Below are 18,193 nucleotides of genomic sequence, written 5' to 3'. Positions count from 1 at the left end.
TTGGAAAGCCTCCTCGGACGATGAAAATCAGTCCCCTTGCGATATCTCATTAAAACGAGCTAGCTTATAATCTTGATTATGGATGGAGTATCCATCCATATTAAACAATCGATTAACTCAAGGATCGATCCAGTTAACACAGATAGACGACTTAACGAGTATTTATTATTTTTCCGCATAAATTAAATTTTTTATGGTTGTGATAACCAATTCCGCGTCTGACTTCTTCAGGTCTTTCGCGTGTTTCATGAGATATTCACGAAGCCTATTAAATTCATTCCTTTTCAATTTTTTATGTGCAATTTCTAGAGCTTTTTCATAAGATCTTTCAGGAAAATAGATCTCCTTCAATTCACGGATGATGTCTTCACTCTGCGATTCCGAGATGATACCTAGATTGACAGCGCTTTTCAAATTATACCGAATGTTGATGAGCGCCTCTGAAAGGGGCTCCAGTGTTTCAGGATTGAAAACGATAGCGACCTCGTCGTCACCCTCGATCACACCAGATGAATACATATCGAATACCTTTCCAACTCCGATCATTCCGAAATCCTTCAGTTCTGACGCCCGGAGGGCGCCCATACTGCCGCCTCCAACAACGGTGATACCTCTCTCCAATAACCCAAGGATTTCTCGATGACCAACAGCCGACTCGCTGAAAAGAACTCCATCAATAATGCCAACGACGACGTCGTTCTCACTGTAAATCGGAATCAAATCTCCTCGCTTCACCGGCGGCCGGTAATCCGCATCGAGGATCTTTCTTGCTTCGGCGTGCGATAAGCTCGGACCAAGGAAGATGATGGCCTTCAAACTGTTGCCTCCACCAATCTCTGACCCACACGGTCCTCATCCATTGCAAAAACTTCCAATCCTGGAACTATGATCCTCACGACCGGGACTCCCAATTCCCTTCTCGTAAGATCGACCGCAATCACCTTTTTGAATCCTTCTTTTCTAAGCCGATCGAGAACGAATAAGATATCGTCGTAAATATCCTTTGTATCGAGCCGATCGATCTCCGATATTTTCTTTTCCCTTCCCGATCTTGAAAACCATATGCTGTTGATCGATTTCGTTTTCTCATATCCAAGTTTCTGCCGGAACCTGGCGTTGATTGTATCCTCCCTGGCACCGTGGATCTGCGTCACCCTGCTTTGTGCAGCTTCGGTCAACGCGCGGATCGCCGCAATATAAGGATTAAGGTGCGTTCCGATGCCCATGACCAATAATGTCGGATCTTTCGTTCGCCAGTCATCAGCTGCAACTCCGATCGTTGGGATCCCGATGTCGCTCGTCAACTCTTTCATATGAATGCTAATGCCTTGTGACTCAAATTTCTGTATTAAGTCATAAACAAGACCATTTTCAACATCAAGAAATAAATCCGCTTTTACACGTCGTTTAGCCTCACAGATCGACCATGCATCCCTCTCGATCACCTCACAGAGCCCGTGGAGAACAGCCTCTTCCAAGGAGTTCCCAGAAGCGAGACCATTCGTATTGGATCTGAAAAGCGGCATGTCGAGATGCGAAGCATACGGATGGAAAACGGCATTTGCCGGAACCCAGATTCGCTCCATTTCGTTGAGTTCAACTCCCTCAACCCAGGCAATCGGTTGATATTCAAGATGGAAAAGAGATGCTCTAGGTAAAATAAGATCGCTTGGATGAATTGCATATCTCGAGGATAACATGTCATCAAGTTTTGCCCTGACGACTTTGCGATCCTTTTGTTCAGCACTATACCTCTCCAGTCCTTCCATGATCGCTGAAACCTTTGCCTGTTCCTTTGTTGCACCCTTTCCGTTGTAGACGCTCACTGCGCCCGATTCGGCATATGGCCGGATGCTCGAGTAAACAGGAATACCAACCCTATCCAGACCTGTGATGTCAGCAACACGGGTGATGCCAGCAATCTTACATAACGGCTCAACGCGCTGGAGCGTCGTCCACGGATCGACGATCCGATGTCCATCAAACAGATATCTCTTTGGAGAGGGCCCTAATTTCATTGATTCACGCCTCTCATTTGGGCATTTGGTGCGCCCTTATTAAAGATTTGTTATTTCCAGTATTCTGCCACCAGATGTCAGATCATTCTGGCACAATACTAATTGAAAACCTACATGCTTCCTGATTTCCCGGATACCATATCGAAATCAGCATCGGGATTCAAAGCGATCTTCTCGATGAGAATATCGACCTCAACGTTCTGGATCTGCGGTATCGTGAGTATTTTCCCCTGGATCAGAAGGTAGAGACTATCGACGCTTTTGGTATACACTTCACAAATCAGCGAGTGGTCTCCAAATACCTTATGGATATACTCAATTTCTTCGAATTTCTTGAGCTCTTCGATGACCGAGTTAATTGCAGAACCAACCACCTCGAGGAGAATGAGCGCTCTCATGACACCCATTCTCGATAGATTCATCACAGTCGTATATCCAGAAATGTATCCCTCCTTCTCCATGCGTGAAATCCTTCGACTGACGGTTGCCTTTGAAACGCCGAGTTTTTCCGCGATATTACCTAGACTTTCCCTTGAATTTAACCTTAGAATCCTCAAAATCTCAATGTCTAGTTTGTCCATGAAAATTCCTCCGTGTAAATTCCTCTCCGAAAACCAATCCAGATTCTCCGGAAACAATCAAAACCAAGAGGGGGACTGTTATTCGATCTTTGCATTAAGTATATAATTAATCATTATTATACTAAAGGATATCGAGGAAATGAAACGATGCAACTATCAGGAAATCATGAATTGTAACAATTATGCAAGGAAGTAAGAAGATTGTTTCAACATCTTTATTAAAGAGTGATTTTCGAGCGATTCGTTATCGGGATATTATCTCATTTAATGGAAAAGAATTAACAGCGTGTCAACCGCGAAAAGTGTTTCACGCTTCGAGCGAGAAGTATAGTCATTTTGAACGATATCCTTCACAATTTCGGCAACAAACGAAGACTACTTGGTTCTGGATTTCGGAATCGGTCCCGATCCAAGTCTTTCCAAAATTTTCACGACTTCCTCAAGTTTTCTAGCTGGAATGCCAGCATACATTTCTTCAGGGGCTATGTCCGTGCTCCTTCTACACCCAAAGCATCCAAGCGAGATGTTAATATCGCCAGTTAGATATGGGATAATGGTTGAATCGACACATGTAGCTTGCATCGAGGCCGTGTTGATCGTTACCCTTCCGCCCTTTTCGAAGGTCGCAGCTACAGGGAGTATCCAATATAGTTGTTCAGGCGTCCCGACAACAACGATAACATCCGGTGGAACTTTCGCTTTGCTCAGTGGACTCACAACCGTTCCGATTACGCTACCCAGAGGGAGTGTAGGCCGCGCGTCAATCATCCTTTTTGCCGCATCTGCACTGCTGAACATTCCGAGATTATAATGAAATTCCCCAGAAGCGACTTTTTCAGGCGTTGCAACTATACCGAGAGCAGAAGCACCGACAGGGCATGCATGTTTGGAAGCGGGTATCCACATAGCCTCCCCCTTTCTCGCTCTCATAATCGACTGGCAATGTCGCAGATTCCCCTCGACTTCCTGGTATCCGTCGGGTGGTGATTGTCCATTCTTAATCAATGTAACAGCTACTGGTTCGTATTTGAGCCCAAGTATGCTGACCAGTTTCTTCGAAGCTTCAGAATAATCCATATGACTTTCACCATCTCGTGTTACTTCAAAGTTAATATTTATAGATGTCGAATTTGAATTCGGAGATCTGGACGTTTTAGTCAGCGATGGATCAATTGTTCATGAATTTCATGCAACGAGTCACAGTACAGTTGAAAACTGTTTAATTTTGAAATACAAGAGTTTTCAGCGAAATTTGGTCACAAACAAGCTACAACGAAGACCAGCAGTATGCTATTTCTCGAATGAAAAATAATATTAAGACGAAAATAATTAAAGATTCCATTTGAATTGCTGAGATTATGGAAAAAAATTCCAACTGGCCATTTGTACCTGGCGATTACGAACTCGGATCGAATAATTCACCTGTCGCCATCGTAATCATAGGTAGAGGCATTGTGGATTTACCTCGGGATCGGTTCAATATCAAAGGTACATTAAAAACTGAAAACATCGGAATAGAAAAGATCGTGGCAAATATCATCAGCAACCCCAGAATCCGTTTTCTCATTGTTTGCGGAAAAGATGAGTTCGGGCATTTTCCTGGTGATGCATTGGTCAGTTTGGGTAAAAATGGCGTTGACGAGCGAATGAGGATCAACGGGACAAAGTCTGCAATTCCCTATTTGTGCAATATTCCGAAAGAAGCCGTTGATAGGTTCATGAGACAAGTAGAGGTCATCGATCTTGTGCATCCAAAAGAAGTCGAAGAGATCATCGCCTACGATCCTGTGTACCATTTTGATGAGGAAAGAACGAAAGAACTTCTTGAGAAGATCGATGAATGTAATAACCGTGATCCTGGCCCTATGGATGTCGAACCGCTCATCATAGAGAGCCCAGCGCTCACGATGGAAGGATCCTGGATCGGAAAATCACTGAACCTCGCATCGGATAAATTCGCGTCCCATATGCTTCGACTTTCGAGTGAAAAACTGGCCACATCAGCATCGCTCGCCGTGGTGTCAGAGGAATTCGGCGTCATGCTCGATCCGATCGACCACGAAATCTTTCTCGTTCCCTCCGTTTCTCTTGCCATAAAAATCAGATCATATCTAACAGGAGGTGCTTGAATTGTTCAGATTTCAGAATACCCAACATGTTTTTGAAATCGGTAGTGTCTCATTTGGTGGCCAGCCTGGAAAAAGAAGGACTGTATTGATTGGTTCTCTATTTTATCCCAGTCACAGCATCGTTGAGGATCGCACGCATGGTAGAGTCGATACCGTCCGTCTAGAGGAATTAATTAACAACGTGGAAACTGCGATCGACGAGACAGAAACACCGGCGGCGCTAATGATCTATGCCGAAACGACTGAAGCAATCGTTTCATATCTCAACATTGTTTCCGATCTATCCGAATTGCCACTTTTTGTCGACTCACCAAGTCCTGAGGTCAAATTGGCTGGCGCGAAAAGGGCTGTTGAAATGGGTCTTGTTGAAAAGCTAGTCTACAATACTCTCAGTGTCGGAACTTCAAAACAAGAATTTGAAATGTTAAACCAGATAGGTGTGAAAGCGGCGGTGCTTCTCGCATTCAATCCGCGCGACTTCGGTGTTAAGGGCAAGATTTACCTTTTGGAAAACGGCGGTGGCATGTTGGAAGAAGGACTAATAGAAATCGCACGCCGTTATGGCATTGAAAAGCCGCTCATCGATGTTGCGGTCATGTCGATGGATCAAAACGCGGGCTCTGCTCTAAGGGCAATGATCGTCTCGAAAGCCAAGTGGGGAATTCCCACGGGTTGCGCACTTCACAACGCCGTTGAATCTTGGTCAATGCTCGCGAGATTAAAAGAAAAAGATGCGCGGATTTACAGGCAGGTTGACATCGCATCGGCGGCACTACCGATTATGGCCAGTGCGGACTTTGTGATGTACGGTCCGATCGAATATGCCCGATCGGTCTTTCCGATTGCCGCGTTGGCGGATGAACTCGTGAGACAAGCGATCTCGGATATTTGAGAAAGCTGTGATAGCGTCTTTTAATTAGTAAATTTCCTTATAAGGTCAGGTATTCCGTTTCAATCATTATCTTTCAGCCAGCACAATAAAAATGCGATGCATTTTTGACTAAATCGTGTTCCTAAATGACGATTTCACTGCCGACCGACATCAGCTCGAAACCGGTGAATCTGTCAGAAATGAGCTTCATCGCCTCAAATCCCGTGCAGTGCATCGGAACGACTCTTTCAACACCCAAATTCTTCAAATGATCCATCGTCTTGAGCAACCTATCGGTATCACCACAGTACAGGTGAAATCCTCCAGCAATCATAAAGATCTTCGATCCTGTCGATTTCTTGGCCTGGTGAACGATATTGACGATACCAGCGTGCCCGCAACCGACGACGATGATCAGCCCTTTTTTTGAACTGATGTAAAGGGCCTGCTCATCGGTGAAATTATCAACAATGAGATTTCCTCCCTCTTCAATCATATAGTTGCCCAATGCTTCGAATGGGAAAAGACGAGAGATTTCTCCAGATGCTTTCACCCCTTCTACGATCTCAGTCATCGTCGATATGAGCTTGAGGTTCGACGATGCAAGGCTTCGAGCGACCTTTTCAGGAATTGAAAGATCAACCATCCTGTCATTGTTGACCGCAAAACGGGGACGTGTCGTAGTCCTCGGGTGCATAAATATGGGAACGCCTGCCTTTGCGAGCGGAGCGAGACCTCCGACATGATCGTAATGCCCGTGCGTGATGAAAACGGCATCGATCTTGTCCACACTCAATCCAAGGAGTGAAAGGTTATGAAGGAGCACCTCTTCCGACGCGCCAGTATCGACAAGGACGCGATGTCCTTTGTCCGTTTCTACGAGCATCGAGAAGCCATGTTCCGAAAGAAAATGTGTTGCTGGTGAGTCTAATCTCTTTACTAGTCCCGAGGGTGAGTAGGGAGGTGCCGATGTGTTGTCAACAATAGAAATCAAGCGCACTTACCGTTCAACTCCTCCCTCTTCACAATCTTTAATTCATTAAATCTGAAGGTGCTATTTGGACAAACCTGCTCACAGTTCTTGCATGCTGTCCCCAGACAATACTCCGTTGCGATTCTGATCTTGTATTCCTTCCGTCCGATTTTCTCGACTTTAAGCGCTTGCTCGGGACATTCCATCTCGCACCTCTTGCAACCTGTGCAGCCTTCAAATGATCCGATGAGGAAAACACCGACGTGCTCAAGAGTCTTCAATCCCTTCGATCCCACTTCCGGAATATCTCTATCAACAATTCTCAGCGTTTCTTTCGGTCTCTCAATATCGGGTAGAGGAGATAAACCTGCAAGTTTCAGCATTTTGTTGTAATATTCCATCGGCATGCCCTCGAGCCAGTAGGCTACTTCATTGATGTAGATATCCTCGAAAATTTTTGACGTCGCAAACATGATATGTTTAGAGGCGATCGAATCAGCGACGGACTGCATCATATCCATTACCGATGGATCGACCAAAAGATCATAGGCCATCATCAATGAAGTGTTCCCGACCTGAACCGTTTTTTCGACGACACGTGGAACGAGACCACATGTCTGTGCCTTGATCGGATCGACGTAAGTACCAGATGCGCCAGCTAAATACATCGTCTTAATCTCGTCATCCTTGATTCCGACCTCCTCAATTAGCGTCTTATGCCCTGCGCGAATCGCCCCCATCGCCTTTCCAGCCTCATGGAGGTCCTTCTCGTTGAAAGTGACCCCATCCTGGAAATGAAGAATTCTGTCCTTTGTCGCAATACCAGGCAATTTGATCAAACCCGTTTCAAGACCGAGAGCGACCGCCGCAACGACGCCTGTGCCTGTAATTCCCCTTGCTTTTATGTTATCAAGTTTCTTCAAATCACCAGTTGAAGGGTTGATCAATGAAGCCCTTCGCGGGCCCAGACGCTCGTCGAGAACAAAATTGGCCCAGTACCCATCGCTCTCGACATTCAAATCAGATATCGCATAGGGTGCTGCAAGCATTCCATGGGAAATATGCTGTCCCTCCATCGCGGGACCAGCGGCTGCACTTCCACTGTACAGTTCACCGTCGTGGTAGAGACCCATTTCAGCGTTTGTTCCATAGTCTGTGACCATACATGTCTCTTTCTTCTCTAGCATCTTTGACTTAATAATCATTGCAAGGGCATCCGCGCCAACCTCGTGCCTGATTGCTGGCGGAATGGCAACCTCAGTCTCCGGCCCTACGACCGTCAGTCCAATCGCACCAGCTGTTGTCGTATGTCCTCTTCTGTTAGGTCTCGTGACGTTGAAACGCTTAAGAATCGATTCGCCAGCGTATGCGAGATCACGAATCTCAATGCCCTCAAACATCGAAAGCTGGGCCGGATTGCCGCAGACAGCGATTCTTTTGATCTCTTTGCAATCAACGCCATGAAGTGCTATGAGTTTATCGACCGTCTCAAGAATGATCTTATGCCCCACTTCAGCGCCATTTTCAATCCAAAAATGAAGGTGATCCATAATATTGGCACCCGGCAAAGGATGTCGCATCGTGATCGCTGTCGATATGATCTTTCCTTTATTCGATAGATCCACTAAATGTGTTCTGTAACCGCTAGTTCCTAAATCAAGAGCTATGCCGTAGGCCATAGGAAGTACCATCGGTAATTATGATTTCTCTATTTAAATCTGCACATTTTGAAATACTGGCTAAACGAAATAAATAAAAAATTTGCTTTACATATTTACGATTGTGGAAAAAATACGATCAGTATTTTTCAACTGAAAGAAAAGACATGCTGTCGGATCATCTGAAGAATCATTGAAATCTCTGACAGTTTGTTTATCTGGCTTTATTACTTGGAAAACAATCTCACCTCATTCTTGCGAGCCGTATCATCGGGGTATTCCGCGAACCAAAGAAAAGATAAATTTGGAATTTTCAATAAAAAAATAAAAGGGAATCGGCGATTCCCATCTTTCAGCTCTAACCTTTTACCGCTTTGACCAGAGCCTGAATGTTGTCCTTCGGAACCCGCGCAGCAAGACCGCAACCTGGGGCGACAAGATGGAATCCTGCCTTCGCCACTCTCTTAGCGTCCCTCATAACGTCATCGGGTGTTCCCTGCAGCAACGGCTTCACGACGCCGACATTTCCAATGAGTGCTACCTTGTTATTCACAATTTCGACCGCCTTCTCCGGAACGACTTTCTCTTCGATGCTTAAGCCGTCAACGCCGGTTGCCATCATGTGTTCCAATAGTATTGTCGTGTCACCGCAGATGTGGAGAACTCTCTTTGCCTCAATACCCGAGAATGCTTGTTTGATATATGGTGCGGCGAACTCATCGAACATCTCGCCTGAGAGCATATCGGTTGACGCTGATGGATCGCTCATCACGATGACATCCGCGCCCGCAGCTGCGATCGCCTTGACATATTGGTGTTCAATTTCGGCTGCAATCTTGAGGAACTTGTGAACCGAGTCAGGATCCGTGATGATCCACAACAGAATGTTCTCAGTCCCAACGAGATGTCCGGCGATCGTAAATGGTCCTGTCGTCCCAACAACGACTGGCAATTTACCTTCGGTCTTCTTCTTCAGAATCTTTGTCGCTTCGATAACCACTTTCGCACGTCCGCGGCTCGCAAAATCTTTTGGAATCTCAACCTCACTGGAAGCTTCATATGGGTGTTGCTTAACCATCGGCGTCCGGTCCACCTTTCCCAGGTCGACCTGAGCTCCCATAATTTCGGCTTCAACTGTCAGACAGAAGGGCAGGCGAGCCGATTCAAGCCCAAAAACCTTGTTCGCTGCCATAGCGAGTGTCGCCATTTTTTCCGGGTCAGTGTGTGCATCAGGCCAGTAAACACCGACAGCATCCATCTGATCCACAGTCGCACTCTGCGTGAAACAGACAACTGGAGGTCTGTCTAGCGGCTTCCGGTTGAGAGCTGCAAGCACTCGATCCCGTGGTTTCATTCCGTTATCCACAAAATTTCCCTCCTATGGAATCATCAATAACCTGCTTTTTAACTTATCGAGACCGATCTACTTCAATGTTTCGCAGATTATTGTTTTATTATGCATTTTGTGATCTATAGATGCAACATTGTTCCATAAATCGACGATTTGGCACGTAAATTTCCCCACTGCTCAATAAACAAATCATTTGAGCTTGGGGACGCCCATTGCTGTCGCTTTTACGTCAATCCAGTTGATGAATTTCATTTCTTTGCCATATCCGTCGCAAAAGCGACGTTCAATGACATCGAACTTGACTTGTATTTCACCCTCGACGCCGACCGATTCAACACGATCCCTGACAAAATGTCCAGCATATGATTTCGCGGCAGCGACTGCTTCCTCGACATGCATGTAATCGATCGGAGTTGTCCCCGGAGCAAAGACAAGGAACTTGCAATCCTTTGGATAAACATGCACTGTAATGGACTCAGTAACGCGGCTGCATACGGCGCCTACCGCGTTCCCCACGTCGTGATGTTCAGGAACGATGACCTTCACATCCATCCTCTTAGCAAGCGGTTCCGCAAAAATTTTGGCGGGAGCGCCGATTGCGACGATAGGCCGATCAAGGGCCGCTTTCAAATCAAGATTCCTGAAACGCTTCTCACCGGTACATGCCTGGAGTACACAGGTTAGCGCCTTTGGACCTGTCGACGTGCCAATTTCATCAAAGATGATCTTACGAATGATCTCTTCCCCAACACGTGTGGCCATACGCTCGAGCGCTTTCGCAATAAATTGATCTGGCGGGAGATTTGATTTTTCTGCGATGAAATTGATACCGATCTCGGATGCTTCAACATCCCCTACCCGATAAAGTCCAGCGACATGCATGATATCCGTTGGTGTTATTCCCGTCTGGAGGACACGACCTCTAAGTTTGAGACTGTTGAGAACATCTCTCGTCAAAACAACTTCAGGAACGCCGTCCATGATTTCGAAAAGCGTTGAAGGCCCAGCCTCATTCAAGAATCGAAGAATTTTCATTTCATTTTCTTTCAGACCAGAAAAGTCAAGAGAGGTCGAAACATAAAATCCTGTATCGGAGTATTTCTTCATGCGCTCTTTGAATGTGTTGCTTGAAAGAGCAGCAATTGCAAGAGGAATGACCCGCTCCGGTCCAATACAGATTTCACCATCTTCATCGAGCCAGATGATCGAATCGCCACCAAGACCGCATGTCCATATGTCAATCGCTTTGACACGCGTTCTCCAACCTCCGACAACGGCGCCTTCTTGAGTCAATTTAGGAAATCCACGCTCCATGAAAGCGATGTCCGTTGAAGTCCCTCCGATGTCGACAACGATGCAATCTTCGACATGACCCAAAACTTTTCCACCCATGAGACTTGCCGCAGGGCCAGATAGAATTGTCTCGATTGGTCGCTCTTGCGCCATTTCAAGGGACATCAAGCCTCCGTCGCCCTTAAAAACCATGATCCGCGCCGCAAGACCAAGGTCTTTTAGGGATTTTTCGACTGAGGACATGAATTGTTTCATGATGGGAATTAATTTTGCATTGAGAAGTGCCGTAACCGTCCTTTCATAGATTCCGAGATCCCCAGTCAGCACATGACTCAAAACAACTGGGATGTCTGTGTGCTTCTGGATCATCTCTTTTGCCCGAATTTCATGCGCTGGATTGCATATGCTGAAAATGCTCGAAACGACGATCGCATCGACCTGATGCAGCATTTCTGTGATTGCCGATTCAAGCGCCTCTTCATCAAGCGGTTCATTCTGATTTCCCACCGAATCGTGACCACCCTTTACAAATCTAGCAATGTCACAACCAAGTTCCCAGTTGTCTTGAGGTTTCCAGCCAATCCCTATCAGACCCACGCGACCTCCGCGTCCCTGAAGTACTGAGTTCGTAGCAATTGTTGTCGAAATGCCGACGAGTCTAATGTCATCGTGTCGAAAATTACCAATCCTAAGTACTTCTGCGACGGCGTTTCTTATACCAATCGAAAGATCATGATATGTCGTTGGTGACTTCGCCTTTGCGAGAACCTTGTGAGTGGTTAAATCGACCACAACGCCATCTGTGAATGTACCACCAGTATCGATCCCAAGACCAAGCCTGCACATATCAGAAACCACTTGTAAGTTAGCGACTGACATTCAAACCACGCTATTAGATTAGTATGAAGAGATATCCGCATGAAGAGATGTTCAACTTAGCTAATAATATAAAAAAATTACTTGAGGGCAAAGCCCTCGAAAACTGATTTATTTCTTCTTAAGAAGTTCTTCTGCGATCTTCACAGCTTCGATCGCATCGTATCCCCACGCATCGGCACCGATTTGAGCTGCAAACTCCTTTGAAGTCGCACCGCCGCCGATCATTGTCTTGACGGGGCCCTTCAACCCTGCCTCTTTGAGCATTCTTTCGAGCTCTCTCATTCCTGCTAGGGTCGGAGTCATAAGGGTGGATGTCGCCAAGATATCGGCCTTCTCAGCCTGAACCTTTTCAATGTACTTCTTGAGTGGCACATCTCTGCCCATGTCGAACACCGTCATGCCAGCACCGGTAAGCATCGCTTTAACGATGTTCTTTCCGATATCATGGACATCCCCTTCCACAACGCCGATGACAATCTTACCGCTCGCGCTTGCGGCCTCAACTTTGAGTTTAGGAAGGACAACATCGAGCGCGGCGTACATTGTTTGGGCGGACAAAAGGACCTGAGGCAAGAAGTATTCCTTCTTCTCGTATTTCTCACCAACAACAGCCATTCCCTTGCTCAAACCATCGAAGATAATCGTTTGTGGTAGAATTCCCGCGTTGAGTGCCTGTTCCGCCAGCGGTTTTGCTTCTTTGATTTTTCCCTTTACAACGACTTCAGCTAGCTTGTCGAGAATTTCATTACTCATTCAGCGCTCCCTCCACAATTTGGGATGTGTTTTTTGGATTGGGGTGCTCTATTATAAACCCTTTTATGGATGGATACACCATCCAACACGATCCACATATTAACAATTGGTGATTTGGTCAGCAAGAACAATGGGGATGCTCTCTCCACACGAAGGACATTTGCCATCATGAAGATAGATTTTTACAGGTGAAAAGGTCGGACAGAAACGGCTCAATTCGCCTTTCTTTAAGCATATCTTTTCGCTAACCGCTTCGCTTTTTCTTTCAACAACAAGCGCGCCACATCGATGACAATATGTATTCTGATGTTCGTCGCCGATAACTCCCGCAAGGTACGGATACTTGATTCCGCATTTTTTCGCAATTTCATATGCTTCCCTGAGTTTTTCTATGCTTTGTGCCGGAAGATGTGAAAGTTTGTATGAAGGTTGAAATCTGAAAAAGTGCACAGGAGTTTCCGAGCCCAGTTCATCAACGACCCAATTCGAGAATCGTTCGATCTCATCTGCACGATCGTTCATCCCCGGGATAAGTAAGAAGGTCAATTCGACATGAACACCAGCGCGCTTTGCATCGATACATGTTTCAAGCACATCCGAAAGCCGCGCATGACAATTTGTGCGGTAGAACTCGTCGGTGAATCCCTTCACATCGATGTTTGCAACCTGAATGTACTTAAACAGTTCATTGCGAGGTTCTCTTTCAATAAAACCATTGGTGTTGATGATCGAAAAGAGACCACGACGTTTCGCTTCTTTCGATACGTCGAGAACAAATTCGTACCATACGATCGGTTCATTGAAGGTCCATGCAATCGCATCGACCCCTTTATTAAGAGCTTCTCCTACGATCACATCGCTATTTGTCGAGCGAAATTCGACATCAACGCCAGAAGATCTTGCAATGGAAAAATTTTGACAATTTGCACAATCCATGTTACATCCAAATGTCCCGAGTGAATAGAGCTTGGCGCCTGGTTTATAATGGAAAATAGGTTTTTTCTCGATAGGATCGACGACCGATGCACAAACTTTTCCATAATTCGCAGATCGAAGAATTCCCCCTTCATTGATCCTCACTAAACAGTACCCGCTCTTACCCTCACTGATGTAACACCGACGAGGGCAGAGGAGACATCTGACCCCTTCACCTTCCACGGACCAGTATCTCGCAACAGGATCTTGCATAATTCTTCCTGCTAAAGTTAGTAGTCATCCTCTTCGTATTGGGATGCCCCACAAACCGGGCACTTGATTTGATTTTTCTGCAGGGGAAATCCACAGACAATACATTCGGGCACGGTTAACGACCTCTTTTAATTTTCACTCCAAGCGCCTTAGTGGCACCTCAATGGAATCTATGACCTCAATGGAATCTATGGATACTAATATCCGTTCAAAGATTTAAACCTAAATTTAGTACCCATTTCTGCGCAAGGTCAATACTGCTAAAGCAATTTCGTATTCTTGCAATAAACAAAAAGGATTTTTTAATCAACTGGATGGGTGATTAACCCACCAATATCGATTTGATACGATGATTCCTAGATCTGACAAAATTCTGACCGTGAAACGATCACTCAGATAGAGATCTGATCCCCTCAATTTTCCCGAGTTTGAGGAGACCGACCTCACTGCACGCAAAGACTTCCGCCTTGGCGAGATCTGCTTTTTGGAGGATTGGTGAAAGACATTCAGATGGCCCTGCTCTCGCGATATCGACCCCGATTGCAAGTGGGCTGAATGCGGGCAGGACGATGACTTTTTCCTTTTTAAGAAAGACAAAACACGGCAACTTGATCGCCGCTCCTACTCTATCGAGAAGCTTCACAGAAGGGTGCTCATGCCCGATGATCAACGGTCTCCGATCGATATCTATGTGACCGTGCGCAAAAGTTATTCCTTTCGTCGAAAAACTGTCAAGAACCTCGATTCCCATTTTCGATGCAATCGTCTTGAGATAATTGTCATGATTCCCTTTAATGAGAATGACATTTGAATGCTCGCGCAGTAACGAAAGCATCGATCGAACCTCGTTCCATTCTTGCTCGAGATTCTTGCTGAATTCATGTTTTATGTCACCAACAACGAGGATCTGCTCAGGAGCATACTTATCAATAATCCTAATAAGCGAGTCCCTCATCGTCGCCGTCTGCATCCTTGGAATGAGAATGCCCTCCTTTTCCAATGCTGATTCCATGCCGATATGAAGGTCCGCAATCGCCACTAACCCTTCCGATTCATCAACAACGCAAAGATCATTAGCGATCAGAATTCCCGGCATGATTTCGTAAACTTCCATTCTATAACCGACCAAAACAACACCTTAATTTGGGATATTTATCTTCTTTTCTCAGCTAGGCTTCTGATCTAGTGTTTGTCTCCAATCCCAGGTCCAATCGTAGCTCAGAATACTGCCACAGAAAGGCACTTTCGCCAATCCCTACAAAAACTTTTCAAGAGATATCAGTCTTTATAAGCCAAGAAATGATTCGACGTTCCTTTATCATCCTGCCCTCAGTCGGAAGAGCTACAGAGGCGGCACTGTGGAAAAGAGGAATTTGCGACTGGGATAGTTTCATCAAGGCAAGGTCGATAACTGGATTCTCTGGACGTCGAAAAGAAAAATGTGATAGGATCCTTCAGACAGCGCAGAATTTTCTTGAGGCAGGTCACTCCCAGTATTTTGTCGGTACATTGCCTCCAGTTGAACACTGGCGACTTTATTCTTATTTTGAAAAAGAAGCAGCATATATTGATATCGAAACTGATGGACTTCATCAGAATTGCAGGATCACGATGGTCGGAGTTCATCGAAATGGAAAGACACGAGTGTTCATCAGAGGCTATGACCTCAACGAAAAGAGCCTTCGTGAATTTCTCTCGGGCTGTAAGATGCTTGTATCGTTCAACGGTAGCAGCTTTGATTTACCGATCCTGCAACGCCATTTTCCCTTTTCCATCCCTAATGTTCCCCACTTTGATCTTCGCCATGCATGCAGGCGTATAGGCATGACCGGGGGGTTGAAGAATGCTGAGCATCTCATTGGGATCAAGAGGGATAGACTTGTAGAATTTCTCACTGGTGAACATGCGGCCTATTTGTGGAGACTATGGGAAAGGAAAGGAAGCCGAAACGCCCTTGAGCTTCTCAAAAGATACAATGAGGAGGACACCAGAAATCTCGTAGCTATCGCAAAATATGCCTATCAGCATCTCGAAGACAAGCTTACACACTGTATTGGCCTGCGCGACCGAATGGACGGGTTGAACCCATGACGCCGTCAAAAACAATGGATATCGAAGGATTCACGAATGCGGCAAAGGATCTCGCAGAGATCCTGCTCGGCGCGGCTAGAGTCTCCATTATTGCCCACATCGATGCCGATGGCATCTGCGGTGCATCGATTGCTTCGACCGCACTCGAAAGGGAAGGGATCGAACACTCAGTGCGTTTCGTCAAAAGACTAGATGAGACAGAGATCGCGCGGATCAATGGAGACCCAGCTGACGTGGTGTGGCTCGTTGACATGGGAAGCGGTGTATATTCCAAAATCTCGCATCCCTGCACATGCGTGACCGATCACCATCTTCCCGAACCAGGCACAGGACAAAGAACGACAAGAGGAAGGGTCAACCTTCTGAGTTTTCTTCAAAAGCATCTCAATCCCCATCTTTTCGGTATCGACGGCTCGCTGCATATAAGTGGCGCAGGAACAACATACATGGTCGCACGGGAGATAGCGGAAAAAAACAAAGACTTGGCACCTCTCGCGATTATCGGAGCGGTCGGAGACCTCCAGGATTCTGCGGAATGTAGGCTTATGGGAATTAATAGACAGATTCTCGAAGAGGCCGAGAAGCAAAAAAAGATGACATCGATCAGGGACATCCGTATCTTCGGTAGAGAAACAAGACCTGTCAGCAAGATGTTGCAGTATTCAACCGATCCGATTCTCCCGCAGCTGACGAACGATGCGGCATCGTGCGAGAGATTCCTCGCACGACTTAATATCCCTCTTGTTGAGGGAGAAGTGTGGCGTTCCTGGGTCGACCTGCTATTTGAGGAAAAAAGGAAAATCGCCTCAGCCCTCTGCCACCATCTACTCGATTCGGGAAGTGGCCACTGGGCCGTTAAAAGACTGATCGGCGATGTCTACATTCTCGAAGATGAGAGACCGAAAACCGCGCTTCACGACGCGAAAGAATTTTCAACATTACTGAACGCGTGCGGAAGATATGGCGAAGGACATATTGGAATGAAAATATGCAAAGGCGATAGGGACGCGGCACTCCAAATCGGCATGCGTCTGCTTCAGAACCATCGAGGAAATCTGGCAGATGCGATCGCCCTTGTCAAAGAGGTGGGAGTGACGAAGGGAAGGATTGTTCAGTACTTCCACGGCAGGGACGAAATACTCGATAGCATCGTTGGCATCGTTGCAGGAATGGTTCTTGGCTCAGGAGAAGTTTCTATGGACATTCCAATTGTCGCTTTTGCTTATTCTGAAGAAAATAAGGTGAAGGTTTCGGCTCGAGCCACAAGAGAACTTGTGAGAAAAGGCCTTGATCTTGCGGAAGCGGTCAAACGAGCGTCGGAAAGAGTTGGCGGGATTGGAGGAGGACATAACATTGCAGCTGGTGCTACAATCGACTCAGGAAAAGAAATGCAGTTCATCGAAGAAATTGAAAGGATTATTGAAGAACAGTTGTCAACGAGATTCAACGAATGACCCTCAGAAGGATTGCCTGTTGAGCGTGAAGTCTGTTTTCAGCCTGGTCAAACACCACACTCTGTTCGCCGTCGATCACCTCGTCGGTAATCTCATGCCCTCTGTGCGCTGGCAGACAATGCATCACGATGCAGTCGTCCTTCGCATTTGCGAGAAGTTTCGAATTGACCTGATAAGGCGCGAAGACCTTTTCACGTTCCTCTGCCTCCTTTTCCTGCCCCATCGAAGTCCAGACGTCAGTATAGACAACATCGGCGTCTTTAACAGCATCATGAGGATCGCTGATGACCTTTGACAGGCATTTGTTTCTCTTCGCGATCGATATCGCATCCGCGACGATTTTGTCGTTTGGTTTGTAACCATCGGGGCAAGCAGCGACAAAATCCATTCCTACGATCGCGGCGCCAAGGAGGAGGGAATTGCACACATTGTTTCCATCGCCAACGTACGCCATCTTAATCCCCTTCAGTTTTCCCTTTTTCTCTTTCACCGTAAGAAGATCTGCCACGATCTGGCACGGATGTTCGAGGTCGTCAAGTCCGTTAATCACAGGGACCGTCGCATTTTTTGCAAGTTCGAGCATCATCTCATGGCTAAAAGCACGGTACACGATGGCGTCAACGTATCTGCTGAGCACTTTGGCAGTGTCGGCAATCGTTTCGCCTCTGCCTATTTGAAGGTCTCTTGGACTCAAATAAAGAGCATGCCCGCCGAGTTGGGCCATTCCAACTTCGAAGGAGACCCTTGTCCTCGTGCTGGGTTTCTCAAAAATCATCGCGAGAGTTTTTCCCTTAAGGGCGCCTTCTTTTTTCACTCTACCGCTTTTGAGATCAAGAGCCATGCTCAGGATTTCATCCATGTCAAACTCGAGGTCACGGACTGAAATAACATCGCGCTTCATGCTTCTCGCTCATTGAATTGAGCTATTAGATTTAACTGTTGTGAATATTTCCA

The 18,193-nt window shown here is 46.2% G+C and carries 16 protein-coding genes; 4 read left to right on the top strand and 12 right to left on the bottom strand.

Going from position 1 to position 18,193, the window contains the following annotated elements; all coding sequences use genetic code 11:
• Window positions 1-165 precede the first annotated feature (165 nt).
• The 4 genes from H5T41_01240 to H5T41_01225 all read right to left on the bottom strand — a co-directional run bounded on the left by H5T41_01240 (window position 166) and on the right by H5T41_01225 (window position 3,676).
• A complete protein-coding gene (locus H5T41_01240) occupies window positions 166-834 on the bottom strand; it encodes a TfuA-related McrA-glycine thioamidation protein (GenBank protein MBC7107412.1) in 669 nt (222 codons plus the stop codon).
• On the bottom strand, window positions 813-2,018 hold the full coding sequence (locus H5T41_01235) for a YcaO-related McrA-glycine thioamidation protein (protein ID MBC7107411.1): 1,206 nt from the start codon (window positions 2,016-2,018) through the stop codon (window positions 813-815). Before H5T41_01235 ends, H5T41_01240 begins: the two co-directional genes overlap by 22 nt.
• 110 nt (window positions 2,019-2,128) lie before the next feature.
• Window positions 2,129-2,599 (bottom strand): Lrp/AsnC family transcriptional regulator, encoded by a 471-nt coding sequence (locus H5T41_01230; protein MBC7107410.1) that lies wholly within the window; start codon window positions 2,597-2,599, stop codon window positions 2,129-2,131.
• Between the two features lie 375 nt (window positions 2,600-2,974).
• The gene (locus H5T41_01225; GenBank protein MBC7107409.1) at window positions 2,975-3,676 is read right to left on the bottom strand and encodes a DUF169 domain-containing protein; all 702 of its coding nucleotides are present in this window, start codon (window positions 3,674-3,676) and stop codon (window positions 2,975-2,977) included.
• 281 nt (window positions 3,677-3,957) lie between these two features.
• Between H5T41_01225 and H5T41_01220 the strand changes: the two genes are divergently transcribed.
• Window positions 3,958-4,728 carry a tetrahydromethanopterin S-methyltransferase subunit A gene (locus H5T41_01220; protein MBC7107408.1) on the top strand — a complete coding sequence of 257 codons (771 nt, stop codon included), beginning with the start codon at window positions 3,958-3,960 and terminating at the stop codon, window positions 4,726-4,728.
• A gap of 1 nt (window position 4,729) precedes the next feature.
• Window positions 4,730-5,620 (top strand): tetrahydromethanopterin S-methyltransferase subunit H, encoded by an 891-nt coding sequence (gene mtrH, locus H5T41_01215; GenBank protein ID MBC7107407.1) that lies wholly within the window; start codon window positions 4,730-4,732, stop codon window positions 5,618-5,620.
• Window positions 5,621-5,741: 121 nt separating this feature from the next.
• Here the strand turns inward: mtrH and H5T41_01210 are convergent, their stop codons facing one another.
• The 7 genes from H5T41_01210 to H5T41_01180 form a co-directional block, all read right to left on the bottom strand.
• Entirely contained in the window at window positions 5,742-6,599 is an 858-nt protein-coding gene (locus H5T41_01210) for an MBL fold metallo-hydrolase (protein ID MBC7107406.1), read from the bottom strand.
• Window positions 6,590-8,251 carry a methylamine methyltransferase corrinoid protein reductive activase gene (locus tag H5T41_01205; GenBank protein ID MBC7107405.1) on the bottom strand — a complete coding sequence of 554 codons (1,662 nt, stop codon included), beginning with the start codon at window positions 8,249-8,251 and terminating at the stop codon, window positions 6,590-6,592. Before H5T41_01205 ends, H5T41_01210 begins: the two co-directional genes overlap by 10 nt.
• Before the next feature lie 337 nt (window positions 8,252-8,588).
• On the bottom strand, window positions 8,589-9,596 hold the full coding sequence (locus H5T41_01200; protein ID MBC7107404.1) for an MtaA/CmuA family methyltransferase: 1,008 nt from the start codon (window positions 9,594-9,596) through the stop codon (window positions 8,589-8,591).
• Window positions 9,597-9,770: 174 nt separating this feature from the next.
• Complete coding sequence (locus H5T41_01195) at window positions 9,771-11,753, bottom strand: hydantoinase/oxoprolinase family protein (GenBank protein MBC7107403.1); 1,983 nt, start codon at window positions 11,751-11,753, stop codon at window positions 9,771-9,773.
• A 108-nt stretch (window positions 11,754-11,861) separates the two neighbouring features.
• On the bottom strand, window positions 11,862-12,506 hold the full coding sequence (locus tag H5T41_01190; GenBank protein MBC7107402.1) for a corrinoid protein: 645 nt from the start codon (window positions 12,504-12,506) through the stop codon (window positions 11,862-11,864).
• Between the two features lie 99 nt (window positions 12,507-12,605).
• Window positions 12,606-13,694 carry an AmmeMemoRadiSam system radical SAM enzyme gene (gene amrS / locus H5T41_01185; protein MBC7107401.1) on the bottom strand — a complete coding sequence of 363 codons (1,089 nt, stop codon included), beginning with the start codon at window positions 13,692-13,694 and terminating at the stop codon, window positions 12,606-12,608.
• A gap of 388 nt (window positions 13,695-14,082) precedes the next feature.
• Window positions 14,083-14,808 carry a metallophosphoesterase gene (locus H5T41_01180; protein MBC7107400.1) on the bottom strand — a complete coding sequence of 242 codons (726 nt, stop codon included), beginning with the start codon at window positions 14,806-14,808 and terminating at the stop codon, window positions 14,083-14,085.
• 185 nt (window positions 14,809-14,993) lie between these two features.
• Here H5T41_01180 and H5T41_01175 point away from each other — a divergent pair, with 185 nt between their 5' ends.
• Window positions 14,994-15,785, top strand: coding sequence for a ribonuclease H-like domain-containing protein (locus H5T41_01175; GenBank protein ID MBC7107399.1), 792 nt, complete (start codon window positions 14,994-14,996; stop codon window positions 15,783-15,785).
• A gap of 20 nt (window positions 15,786-15,805) precedes the next feature.
• Window positions 15,806-17,239 (top strand): DHH family phosphoesterase, encoded by a 1,434-nt coding sequence (locus tag H5T41_01170; GenBank protein ID MBC7107398.1) that lies wholly within the window; start codon window positions 15,806-15,808, stop codon window positions 17,237-17,239.
• Here H5T41_01170 and argF read toward each other — a convergent pair.
• Window positions 17,229-18,140, bottom strand: coding sequence for an ornithine carbamoyltransferase (argF, locus tag H5T41_01165; GenBank protein ID MBC7107397.1), 912 nt, complete (start codon window positions 18,138-18,140; stop codon window positions 17,229-17,231). The two genes, H5T41_01170 and argF, sit on opposite strands and share 11 nt — an antisense overlap.
• Window positions 18,141-18,193 lie beyond the last annotated feature (53 nt).

It is taken from the genome of Methanomassiliicoccales archaeon (assembly GCA_014361295.1).
Lineage (GTDB): Archaea > Thermoplasmatota > Thermoplasmata > Methanomassiliicoccales > JACIVX01 > JACIVX01.
The sequence above is the reverse complement of the archived record's forward strand: the minus strand, read 5'-3'. Positions and strand labels throughout refer to the sequence as shown.